General features: G+C 59.1%; 17 protein-coding genes and 1 pseudogene. 6 read left to right on the forward strand and 12 right to left on the reverse strand.

Annotated features, from left to right (window positions below):
• Positions 1 to 500 precede the first annotated feature (500 nt).
• From AACY08_RS30415 to AACY08_RS08295, 10 genes and pseudogenes are all read right to left on the reverse strand, one after another.
• Positions 501 to 707, reverse strand: a pseudogene (locus AACY08_RS30415) (hypothetical protein); the annotation flags it as partial.
• Positions 708 to 803: 96 nt separating this feature from the next.
• The gene (locus AACY08_RS08255; RefSeq protein ID WP_339468983.1) at positions 804 to 1,448 is read right to left on the reverse strand and encodes a CGNR zinc finger domain-containing protein; all 645 of its coding nucleotides are present in this window, start codon (positions 1,446 to 1,448) and stop codon (positions 804 to 806) included.
• Between the two features lie 107 nt (positions 1,449 to 1,555).
• On the reverse strand, positions 1,556 to 2,170 hold the full coding sequence (gene cysC, locus AACY08_RS08260) for an adenylyl-sulfate kinase (protein WP_339468985.1): 615 nt from the start codon (positions 2,168 to 2,170) through the stop codon (positions 1,556 to 1,558).
• Positions 2,167 to 3,396: an MFS transporter gene (locus AACY08_RS08265; RefSeq protein ID WP_339468987.1), complete on the reverse strand. Its 1,230-nt coding sequence runs from the start codon at positions 3,394 to 3,396 to the stop codon at positions 2,167 to 2,169. The genes cysC and AACY08_RS08265 overlap by 4 nt, the downstream gene beginning before the upstream one ends.
• A gap of 10 nt (positions 3,397 to 3,406) precedes the next feature.
• A complete protein-coding gene (locus AACY08_RS08270) occupies positions 3,407 to 4,177 on the reverse strand; it encodes a class I SAM-dependent methyltransferase (protein WP_339468988.1) in 771 nt (256 codons plus the stop codon).
• Between the two features lie 7 nt (positions 4,178 to 4,184).
• Positions 4,185 to 5,321: a hypothetical protein gene (locus AACY08_RS08275; protein WP_339468990.1), complete on the reverse strand. Its 1,137-nt coding sequence runs from the start codon at positions 5,319 to 5,321 to the stop codon at positions 4,185 to 4,187.
• Positions 5,318 to 6,043 carry an SDR family NAD(P)-dependent oxidoreductase gene (locus AACY08_RS08280; protein ID WP_339468992.1) on the reverse strand — a complete coding sequence of 242 codons (726 nt, stop codon included), beginning with the start codon at positions 6,041 to 6,043 and terminating at the stop codon, positions 5,318 to 5,320. Before AACY08_RS08280 ends, AACY08_RS08275 begins: the two co-directional genes overlap by 4 nt.
• A 10-nt stretch (positions 6,044 to 6,053) precedes the next feature.
• Entirely contained in the window at positions 6,054 to 6,782 is a 729-nt protein-coding gene (locus AACY08_RS08285; RefSeq protein WP_339468994.1) for a sulfotransferase-like domain-containing protein, read from the reverse strand.
• Complete coding sequence (locus AACY08_RS08290; RefSeq protein ID WP_339468996.1) at positions 6,779 to 8,002, reverse strand: transaldolase family protein; 1,224 nt, start codon at positions 8,000 to 8,002, stop codon at positions 6,779 to 6,781. The genes AACY08_RS08285 and AACY08_RS08290 overlap by 4 nt, the downstream gene beginning before the upstream one ends.
• Positions 8,003 to 8,027: 25 nt before the next feature.
• Positions 8,028 to 8,732 carry an HAD family hydrolase gene (locus AACY08_RS08295; RefSeq protein WP_339468997.1) on the reverse strand — a complete coding sequence of 235 codons (705 nt, stop codon included), beginning with the start codon at positions 8,730 to 8,732 and terminating at the stop codon, positions 8,028 to 8,030.
• Positions 8,733 to 8,986: 254 nt separating this feature from the next.
• On the opposite strand from AACY08_RS08295, the gene AACY08_RS08300 reads away from it, so the two are divergent.
• From AACY08_RS08300 to AACY08_RS08310, 3 genes are all read left to right on the forward strand, one after another.
• A complete protein-coding gene (locus AACY08_RS08300) occupies positions 8,987 to 9,787 on the forward strand; it encodes a glucose 1-dehydrogenase (protein WP_339468998.1) in 801 nt (266 codons plus the stop codon).
• Positions 9,780 to 11,603 carry a glycoside hydrolase family 15 protein gene (locus AACY08_RS08305; protein ID WP_339468999.1) on the forward strand — a complete coding sequence of 608 codons (1,824 nt, stop codon included), beginning with the start codon at positions 9,780 to 9,782 and terminating at the stop codon, positions 11,601 to 11,603. Before AACY08_RS08300 ends, AACY08_RS08305 begins: the two co-directional genes overlap by 8 nt.
• A 122-nt stretch (positions 11,604 to 11,725) precedes the next feature.
• The gene (locus tag AACY08_RS08310; protein WP_339469001.1) at positions 11,726 to 12,625 is read left to right on the forward strand and encodes an alpha/beta fold hydrolase; all 900 of its coding nucleotides are present in this window, start codon (positions 11,726 to 11,728) and stop codon (positions 12,623 to 12,625) included.
• On the opposite strand, the gene AACY08_RS08315 is transcribed toward AACY08_RS08310, so the two are convergent.
• The gene (locus AACY08_RS08315) at positions 12,622 to 13,590 is read right to left on the reverse strand and encodes a GlxA family transcriptional regulator (protein ID WP_339421106.1); all 969 of its coding nucleotides are present in this window, start codon (positions 13,588 to 13,590) and stop codon (positions 12,622 to 12,624) included. The genes AACY08_RS08310 and AACY08_RS08315 overlap by 4 nt on opposite strands.
• Positions 13,591 to 13,680: 90 nt before the next feature.
• Between AACY08_RS08315 and inhA the strand changes: the two genes are divergently transcribed.
• Positions 13,681 to 14,361 (forward strand): isonitrile hydratase, encoded by a 681-nt coding sequence (gene inhA, locus AACY08_RS08320; protein WP_339469002.1) that lies wholly within the window; start codon positions 13,681 to 13,683, stop codon positions 14,359 to 14,361.
• 15 nt (positions 14,362 to 14,376) lie between these two features.
• Here inhA and AACY08_RS08325 read toward each other — a convergent pair whose 3' ends face one another.
• Positions 14,377 to 15,006 carry a LysE family translocator gene (locus AACY08_RS08325; protein ID WP_339469003.1) on the reverse strand — a complete coding sequence of 210 codons (630 nt, stop codon included), beginning with the start codon at positions 15,004 to 15,006 and terminating at the stop codon, positions 14,377 to 14,379.
• A gap of 670 nt (positions 15,007 to 15,676) precedes the next feature.
• On the opposite strand from AACY08_RS08325, the gene AACY08_RS08330 reads away from it, so the two are divergent.
• A complete protein-coding gene (locus AACY08_RS08330) occupies positions 15,677 to 17,116 on the forward strand; it encodes an undecaprenyl-phosphate glucose phosphotransferase (RefSeq protein WP_339469004.1) in 1,440 nt (479 codons plus the stop codon).
• Positions 17,116 to 18,576, forward strand: a complete 1,461-nt coding sequence (locus AACY08_RS08335; RefSeq protein ID WP_339469005.1) for a mannose-1-phosphate guanylyltransferase/mannose-6-phosphate isomerase — start codon at positions 17,116 to 17,118, stop codon at positions 18,574 to 18,576. The genes AACY08_RS08330 and AACY08_RS08335 overlap by 1 nt, the downstream gene beginning before the upstream one ends.
• Position 18,577: the final 1 nt, after the last annotated feature.

Here is an 18,577-nt window from a genome sequence, read left to right on the forward strand (position 1 = left end):
AGGTGGGCCGGGATTAGGGCGCACGTTTTCTGGGACTGGCCGCGGCGGCGGGCCGGGATTGGGGCGCACGTTTTCCGGGACTGGCCGCGGAGGTGGGCCGGGATTGGGGCGCACGTTTTCTGGGACTGGCCGCGGCGGCGGGCCACCGAAAACTGGGCCGCATTGACCAGGATGAGAGGTGAAATTGACGCCTATCGTGAGCTGGGCACTGGACGCGGTAGCAGACCGCTCGGTGCTGGGCTTTGCATCTGCGAGAGAGGCGTTATCGAGGGAAGGAGCGATGCTCTGATTGTATGCTGATACCGACATTCTAGTTCTCCAGTTCGGTGTATTCAGGTGCCTGACCTCACTGTTCCAGCTACCCCGGCGCTTAATGAGTCGTCAAGGAAACCCGTGGAGGCAGGCATATCCTGTGTGGCAGAACTGTGGGAGCCGGTTCCTGAGGCCGCTGATAGTTTCCAGAATCGAGGTAGGAAGAACGTCTGAAGGCGTGAGAGACAAACCACACCATCGGCATGGTCGCCGCCCAACTTGGCCAGGATGAGCGGACATATCGAGTCAATGCTATCGAGGTTACCCAGCGAAATCGGCGCCATCGACAGCTGTGGCTGGCCGTACGGCGCGAATGCAGCCGATACACCATCGATCAGCACGGTGGAGCGTGGTGACAGGTGCGACGTCAGGCCACGTACACCGACGTTGAGGGAGGGAGGGATCGTTGCGGGTGCACGGGTGAGGCGGGGCGTGAGTAGTAATGCTTCCTATTAAGTGGAGAAATTGCTACCCGCCATATGACTTCGAAACTATTGCGCGCCGCCAACCTGCTTGAGTCGGCTGAGTTTTTCGCGGCTGCCGCACACGCTCATCTGACACCATTTGCGCTGTTTGTTCTTGGAGACGTCCAGAAACACCCAATCGCAGTCAGTCGAGGTACAACTGCGCAACGCCTGCAAATCACCCGATACCAGCAATTGCGTGGCGTCTATCGCCAGGCGCCCCAGCACCGTGGCCGTCAGTTCCTGTGCCGTACTGCAAGGCTTCCACTCCCAGGCAGGCTTACCGTCGACAGAACGCAGCACGCGCCGTGCGACGCCGTGCTGGAACGTTTGGTTAATCTGCTGCAACGCCTCATCGGGTGCAGCGCCGCGCAACGACAACGGATAGAACACCTCGTACAGGCACTCCCTGAATGCAATAACGGCGTCCAGGTCCGGTTGGTAGGCGATCGATGACTCAAGCACCATCGGCTTGTAGTCAGCAAACTCCTGGGCCGAGATCAACGACGCATGGAATGCCCATTCAAAGAAGAACTGAAAGCTGGTGAGTCGCTCTTCCAGGACCTTGAGTGCGGTGCCGGGACGACGACCATTGGTGGTATTGATAAAGTCCAATACCCGAGCCCCACCAATCAGACGGATCGATTTTGCAGTGCCCGTAAAATGTGTCATGCCTGCTCCTGAAAAAACGCATTCTCCTTGCGATGGCGCAGATTACCTTGTTTTTTCGAATGGCAGACATTGCGATCCCGGCGCAAACCTGACGCAAAGACAGACGGCTAGGTGCGCTCGTCGTTATGCGCCACCCAATCAAGGATAGCCGCCACAGACTGCGCCACGGAAAGCGCCTGGGTGTTCAAGTGCACTTCCGGAAACACCGGCACGTCATAATTGGAGTCAATACCGGTGAAGTTCTTGATCAACCCCGCGCGAGCCTTTTTATACAGGCCTTTAGGATCACGCTGTTCGGCGGTTTCCAGCGGCGCGTCCACATGCACTTCCACGAAGTATTCATTGCCGATAATCGAGCGCGCATAGTGCCGGCTGGCCGATGAGGGTGAAATCAGCGCGACAATCACCATCAGCCCCGCGTCGAGCATCAGCCGCGCGACCTCGGCGACCCGGCGGATATTTTCATCGCGGTCGCTGTCGGTAAAACCCAAGTCCCGGCACAGCCCACCACGTACCGAGTCGCCGTCAATAATGGCCGTGATCCGCCCTTGTTCCTGCAGGGCAATGTCCAGTGCATCAGCGATGGTCGACTTACCGGACGCAGAGATACCGGTCATCCAGATAACGGCAGGCTTGTGATTCATCCGCCTGTGTTCGGCGCGCCGGTGGCTGAATGCGAACGCATGCAGATTCTGGTTTTGACTGTCTGGAAAATAACTCATGACTGCTCGCCCTCCTCGACCGAAACAGGCTGTTTACCCAACATGAACACCATCACGCATTGCACGAACAACAACAGCGCAACCCCCCAGTAGACCGTCGAGAACGACCCGGTCAGGTCCTTGGAAAAGCCGCCCAGGAAGTTGCCGCACACCCCACCCAAGCCGATCAGAACGTTGGCGATGCCAAATGCCTGGATCAACCGGTTGACCGGCACGATTTGCCCGATGTAACTGGGGACCAGCCCAAAGATGGGGTAAAACGCCAGTGCAAAGAGAAACGCCGCCAGGTAGAACAGCGGGAGGCTGTTGAAACTGAACACCAGGGTGGCGGCCAGCCCGGCACTGAAAAAACACATCGCCAGCGACGCCCGCACACCGACCTTGTCGGCAATCCACCCCACCAGAAAACCCGACGCCATGCCCACAGCACCGATGGTGGTCCAGATAAACCCGGCGTCTTGTACCGACACGCCCAACTCATCACGCAGGAACGGCGCGAGGTACGTCTGGAACGGCAGCAGCGCCATGCCATTGAGAAAGGCGATGGCCCACGTCAGGTACAACGAACGGCTGAGCCAGGGTCGTTGACTGTCAAATGCAGCGGCGCGCTCCCCGGAAAACTCGGTATCCCGGCTCGTGGCCAGGGTGCGCAACAGAAACCACGCCACCACGCACAGCACAAGCGATATCAGGCCAGCGGTAAGCCAGATCGAGCGCCAGCCGCCATTCAATGTCAGGAACGACACCAGCAAGCCATTGATGAACACGCCGTAGCTGGTGCCACTGGAAATCAGCCCCATGACCCGGGAGCGATTACCCGGGCTGAAACCCTTGGTGACGATTTCCACCAACGGGATGTACACCGAGGCGGAACAGCCACCGAGCAGGATCAAAAGAGCGCCCGACAGCCAGATACTGTCACTGATACTCAGGCCCAGCAGCGCCAGGGAGGTCATCATCGTGGACACCAGGCTGATTTTCCAGCCCTCGAAAAACCGGCTGATATAGCTGGTCACTGACGAGAACAACAGGAATCCGATCTGCGCGCCGCCGGTGATCAAGCCCACTGTGGTGTAGTCGAAGCCGATGTCGCGGCGCATGTCCACCACGAGGTTGGCGAACAGGTACACGCCAAACCCGTAGGTGCTGGCCACGAAGCCAGTGAGGACGACCGCCAATACGACGCTGTCCAAGGGGCGGGTATTGCTCTGAACAAGTGTGCTCATCATCGACCTCTCATTCAGCGCGCGCGGTGTGGATGACGAAATCACAATTCATCATGTCGTAGACAGACTTGAAATCACCGTAGCTCTCATGGGCGCGAAACCCGGAAGCGAGCATTTCAGTGGCCAACTCACCCGGCAACAACGGGTAAACCTTCAGCGTGTACCGTTCTTCGTTATCAAAGTTGTAGATGAACTCACACAGGTGCTCATCGACCTGCCCCAAGCTCACGGATGCGTGTGTACCGCAATAATAATAATTCCCGCTGGCTTTGAAGTTACCCGCGCGAATGGCCAGGAAATTACGCTGATCCACAATCAACAAGCCACCCGGCTTGAGCAATGCCCTGAACTTCGCCAACACGCTCAATCGGTCATGAGCGGCGAACACATGGCACAGCGAACTGCCCAGGCACACCACGGCGTCGAATTGGCCCAGCTCCTGCGGGTCCAGTGAGTGCCAGTCGCGGTAATGGGACTCGATGTCCAGCCCGTGTTTGCGAAAATTCGCCCGCGCCTTGGTCAACATCGTGCTGCTGCCATCCGTGGCGACCACATCAAAGCCCGCCTGCTTGAGTTGCACCGCATGAAAACCACTGCCCGTCGATACGTCGATGACCGAGCGCACGCCGTGCTTGTGCAGCAGGTTTTCAAAGAACCCGCCCTCCCCTGCCTTGCGTTTTTCCCAGTCGATCAACTCATCCCAACGCTCGACGAAATCCGCCGAGTACTGCGTGGAATAACTGGCAACTTCGTTGTGCTTGCGCTCGGAAATCTGACTCATCACACACCTACCAGGTTGAGTTCTTGAAGGACAGGTACTTGCTCGCCAACTCGAGGGCGAACTCGGCGGACTGCTCGATAGACATGGTGTTCTTGGAATACCCCAGCATCGATTGCATGACGGCCATGCACTGCGGGTTGTAGCTGACTGATCCATCACAATGGATTTCGTCAATGCCATCCTGGCCCTGGCAAATGGTGTTGATGCGCACCGCTTCGTCCTTTGGGCAAGCCTCGGAGAACTGCACCTCGATCCGCCCCTCGTGCAGCAACACCGGGTAACCGCCCGGAAGCCCGAGCGGGCCTGGCGCATGCACCAACACTGGCGTGGGTGAAAACAGCCCTTCGATGACCGTGACGGCGGAACATGCCGTGAGGAACTGCCCATCCACCCCGCCCAGGCGACGGAATACGGATTTCACCGTAGAGAAAATCGCCTCGGCCGACGGACCAGCCAGCTCCGGCCGGTCGCGCACCTCATACAACAACCGGTAACTGGCACGCGGGGGCAAGCCACCACGCGGCACGTAGTGGCTGAAGTAATGCTGGGCATACAGCTGCACTTGCACATCAGCGGGCGCGCATTCGAGCAAGCGGGCGATGGAAAACCGCACGGCGGGAACCAGGTTGGCCACATTGCCCACGCCGATATCCGGCGCCAGGCCAATGCGCGCCAGAATCGGATTGACCGCATCGGGGAACGCCGCATTAATGGTTTTAGTGGTGATGCCCGAGGCTTTTACCGCTCGCATCAGGCAATGCATCAGCGTCAGGTGCATAGGCAGCCAGGGACCGAACTGGGCTTGGTCAAGCTTCTCGAACGACAGCTTGGGCAACCCGGTAATAACCCGCCAGGACTGCAGCGACGCGCAGTTCACCAGCATATCCGGCGCTTCTTCACGCAGCAGTTGCGCGACTTTCGCGATATCTGTCAGGTCGGCGACCACCGGCTTGATGGCAATGAATTGCCCCAATTGCGCACACGACAGTGCTACCAGGTTACACAGCCGAATCGTCGCCTCTTCATTGCGGCCCAATACTACAAAGTCGAAAGCGTTTTTGGGGCCGAGAATCTTGAGGATCTGCAGGCACAGGTTGCCGGCGCCGACCACCAGCAGTTTTTTCCTGGGCATCGACTGGCTCATCGTGGGTAGGCTCCGTTGTCGACCGGAATGACCCTGCCGGTGATGTGGCGCATCGCATCGCCGACCAGCAGCATGATGACCTCGGCAACGCCGCTCGGCAGGATGGGGTCCTTGAGGACTTCCTGGCGTGCGTACTCAGCACGCCGGTATTCGGGGATGGTGTCGTAGATGGCGGTTTCGTGGATCAGCGCCGGGGACACCGCGTTCACCCGCACAAACGGTGCGAAATTCCAGGCGTTGGCCTTGGTCAGGCCGATCACCGCCGCCTTGGTGGCACCGTAGAGGGCGTCGCAGCTGCCGACTTCACCCGCCACCGAAGCGATATTGACGATACTGCGCGGGGCCTCGTGCTTCATTTCCCGTTCGGCGAAGTCTTTGGAGAGATACACCAGCGCCTTGAGGTTGACGTTGAGGATCTCGTCTATTTGTTCATCGGAATAGGCGTAGACACTTTTGCCGTGGTAAATACCGGCGTTATTGACGAGTCCATAAATAGTCGCGTGGCGCTCATACAGGGTTGGAATAAAACGTTTGATAACGGCCATATCAGAAAAGTCGACAACCTGTGCGTCGAACACGTCCGCGCTGTAGAGGTCCTGCAATACTTTCAGGCCTTCAGCATCTTTGTCGGCGGCGATAACAAAGTAACCCTGTTGAATAGCCACCTCGACAGTCGCTCGACCAATTCCGTTGGCCGCTCCGGTGACAATCAGCTTTCTCATACAAATGTCCTTATTGACAAAACTCATTCATGCGCGCGTAAAACGTCCGATGGTATTCATACATCTCTTTTAACTTCGGATATTGTTCGAACGCCTCGACATCGATAGTTTGATGATCCGGCAAAACAATGCGCTCGCTGTTTTCCGCCGCCACATGCCAACTCCGCCAGGTTTTCCATTGTTGTGGACACTCGCGCTTCCACGTCATGGCGTGCGGCAGAAACTCAATACCCAAGTGGTCACACAGTTTGCGAATCACCCGCTCCGGTTCGGTGGCCAAATCATCTGCATTGATCACGTAAGGCACGTTGCCGGTGAGTTTAGTGACCACGCAGAATATGTCGTAAAGCGCTTTATGCCCGATGGCCTGCAACGGCATATCGGGGTGGACTCGATGATGAGAAATAATACTGCTGGCAGGTTCGCGAATAAGAAAGATATTGTCCTGTTGCGCCAGAAAGCCGACATCAACTTTCAAATCATCCAAACAGTGGTAACACATATCTTTATGAAAAACGTTAGTGCGTTCGCGCGCAGTGACCAAGTGTTCTTTTATACCCTGGTAAGTGGTGGGTAAACTGTGATCCCACTCATCCGAAGGGATCGCCGAGTCCTCTGAAAACGCCATATGCGCAAAGGGCTCGTGAAAGACCTCGAAATCCCCCCGCTCGATAAACACGCGCTCCAATACGGTGGAGCGCGAACGTGGGTGGGCCCACAACCCGATCATCCGGTTCATGCGATCACCCCGAATTCGGCGGCCAGCAGCGCGTTGAGCGCGCGTTTGAAGGGTTTGGTCACCGGGCACAACCGAACGCAGTAGTCCGCCAGGCGCCGGTGCGCGCTGTTGGCTTCATTGCAGGCGTTGATAAACGCCTCGTGGTTGCCAAAGTCGTACGGCTCGATGCTGTCGATGAAATAGGCTTCGTAGAAATACGGGATGCGGATCAGCTTGGCGAAGGTCGACGCAGGCGGCTTCTGGGGGCCCACCGCAGGCATCACCGGCTTGCCGTGGCTCTCGCGCTCGATCAGAAACTCCACCACCTCCGGCGTCAGCGTGTAGCACGTCGCCGTCTGCCCGGTTTTTTCCAAGTGCCAGCAGTGTTTGTTGCCACGCTCGTCCACGTCGACTTTTATGCTGGAGAGCAAGGTTTTGACCGGCACGGCCGAGGCCGCGACCAGCGCCTGCACCTGCTCGTAGATCATCAATTCGGCCCAGCGCAGTTCCTCGGCACTCAAGACCAGGCCACGCTCCGCCGCCTGCAAGGTGAATTCGGGCTGGCAGGCGAAACGCCCAATCATGAAAGTGATGACGTACTTGCAGCGACGGGTGTCGAGGCCGTTGCTGCGTGCAGTCGCCATGCCGCGCTCGATGGCTTGGATACCGGCCTGGAACTGCGCCACCGTGAAGCAGAAGGTGATATTCACCGACGCGCCCAGGGCTACCAGCTGTTCGACAGTCGCCAGCCCCTCCAGGCTGCCAGGCACCTTGACCATCACGTTCGGTGCAAGGCGATGCAGTTCCAGGCCCCTGGCGGTCATGCGCTCGGTGCAGCGCACATCCACCGGGTCTACCTGGGCGGAAATCCAGCCCTCGACCTGCGCCGACTGAACCCACAGCGGCGTGAGCGTCGCGGCGCCTTCGAGGATGACTTCGTTGTACAACTGCTTGCGCAACTCCCTGGCAGACAGGCTCGCGAGATTGAAACGCGATGACCAATACTCGCGCTTTTCGAGGATAACGGCCGTCACCAACCGCGGGTTGGTGGTCACGCTGCACACGCCCCTGGGCTGGGAGATATCATCCGGCATCAACGCATCTATATAAGGCGTCGCCGCCGGGTATTTCTCCAGCAGGTGCAGTTTATAAGGCAGGTACACGGCAGGCGATGAATCCCACCACACTTCTGAAGTGTGATCGTTGCGTTTAAGCCGTTCTACGTAACCACGTGTATTCACGACGCCTCCTCCCTGAGTAATAAGATCAATTAAAAACGGCCAACATTTCACGTATATCGGCAATCGGCAGTGCGCCAGCAGCCACTAACTGCGGATGCCGATGCGCAGGGCCAAAACCCAGGACACGTAGATGGGCGGCAACAGCAGCCTGAATACCGGTAACACTGTCTTCAACAACCAATGCATCACTCACGTCAATACCGTAAGTGTCACACGCTGTCAGAAACACCAAGGGGTCAGGTTTCCAACGGCCCAACTCATAGCAGCTGAATATTCGCCCTTCGAAATAAGAGAACAGCCCGGTGAGGCGCAGACAGTGTTCTATTTTGTCACGTGGGGCACTGGACGCCACGCAAAAGGGAACCGTCAGCGCTTGCAGTACTTCAATCACTCCCTCAGTGGCTTTTAAACTTTCTGTCAGTGCGTCCAATGCCTGCTTGCGAAAGTACTGTTCAAACTCACTGTCTAGACGAATATTTAAAAGCTGTTCCGCTTCGCGTAAACATTCAACGATCTTGCGCCCACGGAAGTGCTCGATAAAACGTGTGACATCAAGCATCGCGTCGTCCGGCACTAATGCATTTAGCAGGGTAATCAACACCGACAGAGTTATTTCTTCGCTTTGGACAAGCACACCGTCGCAATCAAAGATAACTAACTTAGGTACACCCACTAAGGCAGCGGCTGTTTCCTGAACGGGCAGTTCCCCTGTATCGGCCAAGAGGCACATAGATATCTCTTATAGCTGGCCCCGCGATGACTTCCGAACTACCAACGGAGCGGGTTGAGGTGTGCCTATAAGACACGGGGCGAAAAATCCTGTCAAACGCTTTTGAATGGTTTTTTAGTATCTTATGGTTATTTTTTATAGTTCTGTTATTCCATTTTTCACCATGGTTGTAGTCGCTCATTTCACACGGGTGAACTTCCCTTGCGCGCTATCAGTCAGCTACTTGAACTCACGAATTTAAGGCTGGGTGAGCAATGCGTATTTCGTTGGAACAACAAGTGGCACTGGTGACTGGCGCCAGTTCGGGCATCGGTGCCGGGGCGGCCAAGGCTCTGGCACAGGCCGGAGCGGCCGTGGTGCTGAATTACAACACCCAGGCGGCGCCCGCCGAAGCCCTCGCCGCACAGATCAATGCCAGCGGCGGCCGGGCGATTGCGATCGGCGCCGACGTGTCTAAAGAAGCGGACGTGGAGCGGCTGTTTGCCCAGGCGCTGGATGCCTTCGGCCACCTGGACATCCTGGTAGCCAATTCCGGCATGCAAAAGGACGCCAACCTGGTCGACATGAGCCTCGACGACTGGAATGCAGTGATCGGCGTCAACCTCACCGGCCAGTTTCTGTGTGCGCGTGCGGCTGTGCGGACCTTCAATCGCCAGGGCGTGCGCGAGGGTGTGTCGCGGGCGGCAGGCAAAATCATCCACATGAGCTCGGTGCACCAGTTGATCCCCTGGGCCGGGCATGTGAATTACGCGGCGTCCAAAGGTGGCGTGGAAATGCTGATGCGCACACTCGCCCAGGAAGTCAGCGAACAGCGCATCCGCATCAATGGCATTGCGCCCGGCGCGATTCGTACGGCGATCAACCGTGCGACCACTGAAGGCGCCGCAGAGAAGGAACTGCTGAAGCTGATTCCCTATGGCCGCGTCGGCGATGTAGAAGATGTAGCCAACGCCGTGGTGTGGCTGGCCAGTGATGCTTCCGACTACGTCGTGGGCAGCACGCTCTTTATCGATGGCGGCATGAGCCTTTATCCGGAGTTTCGTGGCAATGGTTGATTTGAACGAGCAACAAAGCGCCATCGATGCCCACGGCATCATCGGCGATATGCGCAGTGCGGCCCTGGTAAACGATAAAGGCAGCATCGACTTCTTTTGCTGGCCGGAATTCGACAGCCCGTCGATCTTCTGCTCGCTGCTGGACACCCCCGACGCCGGCATTTTCCAACTCGCGCCGGACCTGCCCAACGCGCGGCGCGAACAAATTTACCTGCCCGACACCAACGTGCTGCAAACCCGCTGGCTCAGCGACGAAGCCGTGGTGGAGATCACTGATCTGCTGGTCATCAGCGAAGAAATCGAAGACCTGCCGCTGCTGATCCGCCGAGTGCGCGTGGTCAGTGGCAAGGCCACCCTTCATCTGCGTTGCGCGGTGCGCCACGACTACGCGCGCACGCCTACCCATGCCACCCTCGACAACGGCAAGGTGTGCTTCAGCGCCGACGGCCAACCTGGCCTGCGCCTGGCCAGCAACCAGCCGTTGCAGATCAAGGACGGCGAAGCCGTGGCCAGTTTTACCCTGGACCAGGAAGAAGGTGCCGAGTTCGTCTTGGGCGGCCAGGAGGATGAACGCGTCGACGGTGGCTGCACCGACCTGGCGCTGGCCCACACCTTGAAGTTCTGGCGCGGCTGGATCGCGCAGTCGAACTACCGTGGCCGCTGGCGCGAAATGGTCAACCGCTCGGCCCTGGCGCTCAAGCTTTTGACCTCGCGCAAACACGGCGCAATCATCGCCGCTGCCACCTTCGGCCTGCCGGAAGCGCCGGGTGGCGAACGTAACTGGGACTACCGCTACACCTGGATCCGCGACGCCTCGTTCACCGTCTACGCTTTTATGCGCCTGGGGTTTGTCGAAGAAGCCAACGCTTACATGAGCTGGCTTAAAGGACGCGTCAGTGACTGCTGCGGCCAGCCGACCAAAATCAATATTCTCTACGGCATCGATGGTCGTCAGGAGCTGCCGGAAGCCCAACTGGACCACTTCAGCGGCCACGGCGGCGCCAAGCCGGTGCGCATTGGCAACGAGGCGTTCGACCAGATTCAGCTCGACATCTACGGCGAACTGATGGACGCGGTGTACCTGGTCAACAAGTACGGCGAAGCCATCTCTCATGAGGGCTGGAAACATACGGTAGAAGTCACCGATCAGGTCTGCGAGATCTGGAACACCAAAGACGTAGGCATCTGGGAAATGCGCGGCGAGCAGCATCACTTCCTGCACTCGCGACTGATGTGCTGGGTCGCGCTGGACCGCGCCATCCGCCTGGCGTCCAAGCGTTCGCTGCCGGCGCCTTTTGCACGTTGGGACCAGACCCGCCAAGCGATCTATGCCGACATCTGGAGCAACTTCTGGAACGAGGAACGCGGACATTTTGTGCAGCATATCGGCAGCACCGCGCTCGACGGTTCGATGCTACTGATGCCGTTGGTGCGCTTCGTCGCGGCGACCGATCCACGCTGGCTCTCAACGCTGGAAGCCATCCAGAAAAGCCTGGTGCGCGACGGCATGGTCTACCGCTATCGCAACGACGACAGCCAGATCGACGGCCTGCAAGGCACCGAAGGCGCATTTGCGGCCTGCTCGTTCTGGTACGTCGAATGCCTGGCCCGCGCCGGGCAAGTGGAAAAGGCCCACCTGGAATTCGAACAACTGCTGCGCTACGCCAACCCGCTGGGGCTGTACGCAGAAGAGTTCGACAGCCAGGCCCGCCACTTGGGCAATACGCCGCAGGCCTTGAGCCACTTGGCGTTGATCAGCGCAGCGACGTTCCTGGACCGTAAGCTCAGCGGGGAAAAAACCACCTGGCAACCCTGAGGTCGCCGAGCGGCGCTGACCTCGGGCTACACACGTCAGCCCATTGCCTTAAATTCCACCCCTTCCGTTCACGGCTTTCGGCTAGAGTTCCAGCACCTCTGGCCAGCCGATGAACGCTCACCATGACCACCAATGCCCCGCTGCTTTACATCCGTACTTCCATGCTCGATGTGGCGTATGAAGCCCACGGCCCCGCTGACGGAAAACCTGTAATCCTGCTGCACGGTTTCCCCTACGACCCTCGCGCCTATGACGCGATAGCGCCGGTACTGGCCGGGCATGGCTTGCGAGTGCTGGTGCCGTACCTGCGCGGTTACGGCCCGACGCGTTTTATCAACGAACACGTCATGCGCTCCGGACAGCAGGCGGCATTGGCCAAGGACCTGCTGGACTTCATGGATGCGCTGGGCATCCCACAGGCGACCCTCGCCGGCTACGACTGGGGTGGACGTGCCGCGTGTATCGTCGCGGCGCTGTGGCCCGAGCGCGTCAGTGGATTGGTGACCGGTGACGGCTACAACATCCAGGACATCGCCAAGTCGCTGGCGCCACAGGCACCCGAGACGGAACATCGCTTGTGGTACCAGTACTACTTTCATACCCAGCGCGGTGTCGACGGCTTGACCGCCAACCGCCGCGAACTCTGCGAACTGCTGTGGTCACTGTGGTCGCCGTCCTGGACCGAAGGACCGGGGCTGTATGAGCAGACGGCGCCGTCGTTTGATAACCCGGACTTTGTCGAGTTGGTGATCCATTCCTATCGCCACCGTTTCATGTATGCGCCTGGCGACCCCGCACTCGAAGCCATCGAGCAGGCCCTGATGTTGCAGCCGGCGATTTCGGTGCCGAGCATTTCGTTGTGCGGTGCCGATGACGGGGTGGGCCCGCCCCCCGAAGAGGATGATGACGTGGCGCATTTCAGTGGGTTTTACCGGCGCCAGGTGTTGCCCGGCGTGGGCCACAACATCCCTCAGGAAGCGCCGCAAGCCACGCTTGATGCGCTGCTGGAATTGCTCGCCTAAGTCACCGGCGCGAAGCGTTCACGATAAGCCTGGGGCGTTACCGACAAGGCACGAAGAAAGCTGCGGCGCAGGGTTTCCTCGCAGCCAAACCCGCACTGCACGGCGATGCGTTTGATCGACGCCGTGCTGTCGGCCAGTTGCCGGCGCGCGGTTTCGACGCGGATCAATTCGACGGCACGCGCCGGGGTCTGACCCGTCTCGGCGCGATAGTGGCGTACAAAGCTGCGTTCACTCATGCCGGCCTGGGCGGCCAGTGTCGGGATGTTCAAATCCAGGGTAAGGTTTTCGGCCATCCAGGCGTGGAGGTCCGCGAAACGGCTGCCCTCTTTTTGCAGGGAGAGGGTTACGCTGAATTGCGACTGGCCACCGGGGCGCTTAAGGAATACCACCAGGTGCCGCGCCACTTCCAGGGCCACGGCGCGGCCCAGGTCTTGTTCCACCAACGCCAGGCACAGGTCAATGCCAGCGGTGACGCCGGCAGAGGTCCAGACGGCGCCCTGCTGGATAAAGATCGGGTTGGACTCCACCGTCAACGAGGGGAACTGGCGCGCCAGCTCTTCGCAACGCGTCCAGTGGGTAGCCACGCGGCAGCCGTCGAGCATGCCGCTGGCGGCCAGCAGGAACGCACCGGTACACACCGAAGTCATGCGTCGGGTGTGCTTGGCTTTCTCACGCACCCAACCCACCAGGGCCGGGTCTTCGGCAGCGCCGTACACGCCCCAACCGCCTGCGATCACCAGTGTGTCGCACGGTGCATCGACGGTAGGCAGCGGCTCGGCCACCAATGCCAGGCCAGCGGAGGTCATCACCGGCGGCGTTTGCGCGGCGATCACCGAGACGGCGTAAGGCAAGGGTTCGCCACGCTGGCGCGCCAGGTCATTGGTAGAGGCAAATACCTGCAACGGCCCGGTCACATCAAGCACCTGGGCATTATCAAAAGCGAGGACATGGACGATTCTGGGCATGATTGGCGTGATTCGTGGGCTCAATGGCGTATTCGCCAAAGCGTAGGCCTCTAGAGTGAAGCCGTCCACCCTTTTGACGGAGCGCTATTCATGAGCTTGCAGATCGGCTTTGTGTTGTTCCCCGGTATCCAGCAACTGGACCTGACCGGCCCCTATGACGTACTCGGTTCGCTGCCGGACGTGAAGTTGCACCTGGTGTGGAAAGACCTGCAACCGGTCACCTCGAGCACCGGCCTGGTGTTCACCCCGACCATGACCTATGCCGACTGCCCGCGCCTGGATGTGGTCTGCGTACCGGGCGGCTCCGGCGTCGGCGCGTTGATGGAAGACCCGCTCACCCTGGACTTCCTCAAGGCCCAGGCGCAAACCGCACGCTATGTGACCTCAGTGTGCACCGGCTCGCTGGTACTGGGCGCGGCGGGTTTGCTGCGCGGGCGCAGGGCAACGACTCACTGGGCTTACCACGACCTGCTCGCCCCGCTCGGCGCGACCCCGGTGCAAGAGCGCGTGGTGCGTGATGGCAACCTGTTCACCGGTGGCGGCATCACCGCCGGCATCGACTTCGCCCTGACCCTGGCGGCCGAGTTGTACAGTGACGCGGCGGCGCAACTGGTGCAGTTGCAGATTGAATATGCGCCAGCGCCACCGTTCGATGCAGGCCGACCGAACACTGCGCCCAAGCACGTGTTGGAGGAAGCCAACAAGCGCACGGCCGAATCGCGCAGAGTTCGCGGCGAGATCGTCGCACGCGCAGCTGCACGCCTGGGCTGACAGGCGTGAGTTGAATCAGCTTGGGCGAGACATCAGCGCCAGGCGCACGGCCAGCACCATCAGCACCGTCGCCAAACCCCATTTCTGTAGCCAGGCGCCTTTTGAGCGCCTGGCGAAGAATCGGCTCAGCGCACCACCAAAAATGCCCAGCACCGCATGAAACACCCCAGCGATTAACGTCAGCACGCCCCCGAGCACCATCAACTGCACGGCAATTGACCCCACCTGCGGCCGTATAAACTGCGGCAAAAACACCACGAAAAACAGCAATGCCTTGGGGTTGAGCAGGCTGTTGAACATGGCCTGCAGAAACACTCGTCCAAGGGGCACGCGATTGACCTGGGCCGCGCCCAGCCCTGGATTTTTCTGCAACGTCTTGACCACCAGCCACAGCAGGTAGACCACTCCCGCATAGCGGATCAAATCGAAGGATGGCGGCCAACTGGCGACCAACGCCGTCACCCCCGTGGCGGTCAATGCGGTCAGCAACAGGTCGGCCACGCTGATACCCAAGGCTGATGCCACTCCCCCGCGCCAGCCATGAGTCACGCCGTGGCTGATCACAAAGGCCATGTTCGGCCCAGGCGATAACAGCAGCAACTGCACAGCACCCGAAAAAACCGCCAGGGTTGCAAGGTCAATCATGCTCAAGCCATCCACCGGAAAAGCCTGCAGACTAATCGGCGTACCGTGTGCGAACAAAAAATTGTGCTGGATACATTGTTTCTGGCAATCGCGAATGGCCGCACGCTCGTGGGGTGACTACACGTTCGACACCGCACTGTCGAAATGGAACGTAGGCGTACCTTCTGCGGCAACTTCCAGGGTGAACCGCGTCATTTTTTTGGTTAGTTTGAAAGGTAACTTCTGATCGGGCGGAAGCCCGATGGGCAGGGCACTTAGTGCGCCCTGCCACCTCTCTTTTGTCCCTCTTTCCCAGCGCACTGCAAAAAAGCTTTCTCCTTAAAGCAGGAAAAATTCCTTATTTGTTCCTACACTCAAAAACACACCCAATCACCCAGTGCCCAGACAAGGAATGTCAATAAAACGCCACTAAAAATAATGATAAAACTGTCTAGTATGGGGGTCTCGCATAAAAGTCAATTTATTGACTAAACATATAAAGGGAAAACGCCTTTAGTCACTACCCCCGCAAAATCACTTCAAATGAATAGCTGTGTTTGGAGGGTGCATTTGAATTGGAAAGTTGCGTATTACCCAGTGCAGCCAGTTCGAGCTGAACGCTAAAGCGGCCCGCTGCTTTATTGAGCGAACAGTCGAACAGTGCCGCTTGGCGTGCAATGAGGGATGGTTTATGCGAGAGAAGTCGTCAGTCGACAGCTTGTTTTTAACACGTGCTGGTTTTGTTGAATTCTTTGTTGTTTTCGTCAAATTGATCCACGGCCTGTCGGCCATTTTGCCTCCACTGGTCCTGGTGCTTTTCCTGGACCCGATTGACCCTGAACTGCGCGCTCATTTCGTGGGCATGTTGGTGTTTTTCGCGGTCCTGACCATTATTCTCTTTCAGGCCCTGGGCATATATTCCGAAGAATTGTTCAGTAACCGGCTGCGCTTGAAAACCAAGATCAAAGCCTGGTCGGCGGCGTTTTGCATTCTATTGTTCATGTACCAGATCCTGCAGATGTTCCCGCAATTAACCCCGCGTAACCTGGCGACGTGGTACGTCGCCAGCCTGACGTTGTTCTGCTTGGAACGCCTGGTGATGTTGCGCCTTTATCGCAGGCTGATGCGGGCTGGCAAATACCTGCAACGCACGGTGATCCTGGGCTTTACCGACACCGCTGTGCACGTCGCAGATCACCTGCAGCGCCACGGCGATATCCGTTCCGGCCTGGTCGGTTTTATCGACGACCGCACCGAGCGCATTCCCAAGGAGCTGAGCAAGTTGCCCCTGCTGGGCAATACCCGCGACCTCGAAAAACTGATCCGTGCCGAGCAGGTCAACCAAGTGATGATCTGCCTGCCCTGGGCCGCCGAGCAGCGCATCCACGGCTTGGTCAACCGCCTGCGGCAACTGTCGGTGAACGTCATGCTGGTGCCGGACATGGCAGCCCTGCGCTACGGCCACAGCAAAATCACCGATGTGGGCGGCATCCTGATGTTCAACACCTCGCAGTTGCCATTGCGCGGCTGGTCGCCAGTGATCAAGCGCTGTGAGGATTTCCTGCTGGCCAGCCTGGCGTTGGTGTGCCTGTCACCGCTGATGGTGGCGACAGCGATTGCGATCAAGCTCGACTCCAAGGGCCCAGTGCTGTTTCGCCAGAACCGCTATGGCTACAACGACAACGAAATCCGCGTGTTCAAGTTTCGCTCGATGTACACCGACCAGAGCGACTTCACCGCCGAGCGCCAAACGACGCGCGCAGACCCGCGCATCACGCGCGTGGGCCGCATCATCCGCAAGACCAGCATCGACGAGCTGCCGCAACTGTTCAATGTGCTGCTGGGCAACATGTCCATGGTCGGCCCGCGCCCGCACGCCACGGCGACCAAGGCCGCGGGCGTGCCCTTCGAAGTGGCGGTCAGCGAATACAGCTCGCGTCACCGAGTCAAGCCCGGTATCACCGGCTGGGCGCAGATCAACGGTTACCGGGGGGAGACCGACACCCTGTTCAAGATCCAGAAACGCGTCGAGTACGACCTGGAGTACATCTCCAAGTGGTCGGTGTGGTTTGACCTGTACATCGTCTTCATGACAGTCCCGGCCGTCCTTTCCACCAAGGAAGTCTATTGATGAACACCCTCAACGGATTGATTCCCTGCATCATTTCCGGTGGTTCGGGCACGCGGCTGTGGCCGGTGTCCCGGCAGAACATGCCCAAGCCGTTCATGCGCATGCGCGATGGCATAAGCCTGCTGCAGAAAACCTTTCAGCGCGCGGCCAAACTGCCCGGCGTGGAAAGCGTGTTGACGGTGACCAACCGCGACCTGCTGTTCCGCACCCTGGATGACTACCGCCTGGTCAACAAGGCTCACCTGCCCCTGGACCTGCTGCTGGAGCCGTTCGGGCGTAATACGGCAGCGGCAATTGCGGTGGCGGCGTTGCACGTACAGGAACATTTTGGCGGCGACGCGCAGTTGTTGGTCATGCCCGCCGACCATTTGATCCTCAATGAAGTGGCGTTTGCCGAGGCCGTGACCCAGGCCCGCGACCTGGCCGAAGCCGGTTACCTGGTGACGTTCGGTATCCAGCCGGATCACCCGGAAACCGGCTTTGGCTACATCGAACAGGGTGAGCCACTGAGCACGGGCAACCGGGTCAAACGCTTCGTCGAAAAACCCGACCTGGTCACCGCCCAAGGCTATCTCGACGGCGGCAAGCACCTGTGGAACGCCGGCATGTTCTGCTTCAAAGCCAGCACCCTGGTGGACGAACTCGCCACCCATGCGCCCGACGTGCTGGAAGCCGCCCGCACCGCGCTGGAGCATAGCCAGAGCCTGCAAAACAAAACCTCGCGCCAGCGTGAGCTGGACTCGGAAGCCTTCGGCAGCGCGCCGGATATTTCCATCGACGTGGCCTTGATGGAAAAGTCCAAGCAAGTCGCCGTGGTGCCCTGCGACATCGGCTGGAGCGATATCGGCTCGTGGGAAGCCCTGCGCCAGCTCACCCCCAGCGACGCGCATGGCAACCAGGTCAATGGCGAAGCGATTCTGCATGACGTGCACAACTGCTACATCGACTCGCCCAAGCGCGTACTCGGCGCAGTAGGCGTGCGTGACCTGATTATCGTCGACACGCCCGACGCGCTGCTGATCGCCGACGCCCACCGTAGCCAGGATGTGCGCTACATCGTCGCCGAACTCAAGCGCCAGAACCATCCGGCGTACAGCCTGCACCGCACGGTCACCCGGCCGTGGGGTACCTACACCGTGCTGGAGGAAAGCAGCCGCTTCAAGATCAAACGCATCGTGGTCAAGCCGCAGGCGTCGCTGTCGCTGCAGATGCACCACCACCGCAGCGAACACTGGGTGGTGGTCAGCGGCGCCGCGCAGATCACCAACGGCGAGCGCGAATTCCTGATCAACGCCAACGAGTCCACCTACATCCCCGCCGGGAATAAACACCGGCTGACCAACCCCGGCATTATCGACCTGGTGATGATCGAGGTGCAGAGCGGCGAGTACCTGGGCGAAGACGACATCGTGCGCTTCGACGACATTTACGGGCGCGCCCCGGCTGAAGTGAAAAAATGAC

The sequence above is a fragment of the Pseudomonas sp. EL_65y_Pfl1_R83 genome, from assembly GCF_963970695.1.
GTDB lineage: Bacteria > Pseudomonadota > Gammaproteobacteria > Pseudomonadales > Pseudomonadaceae > Aquipseudomonas > Aquipseudomonas tritici.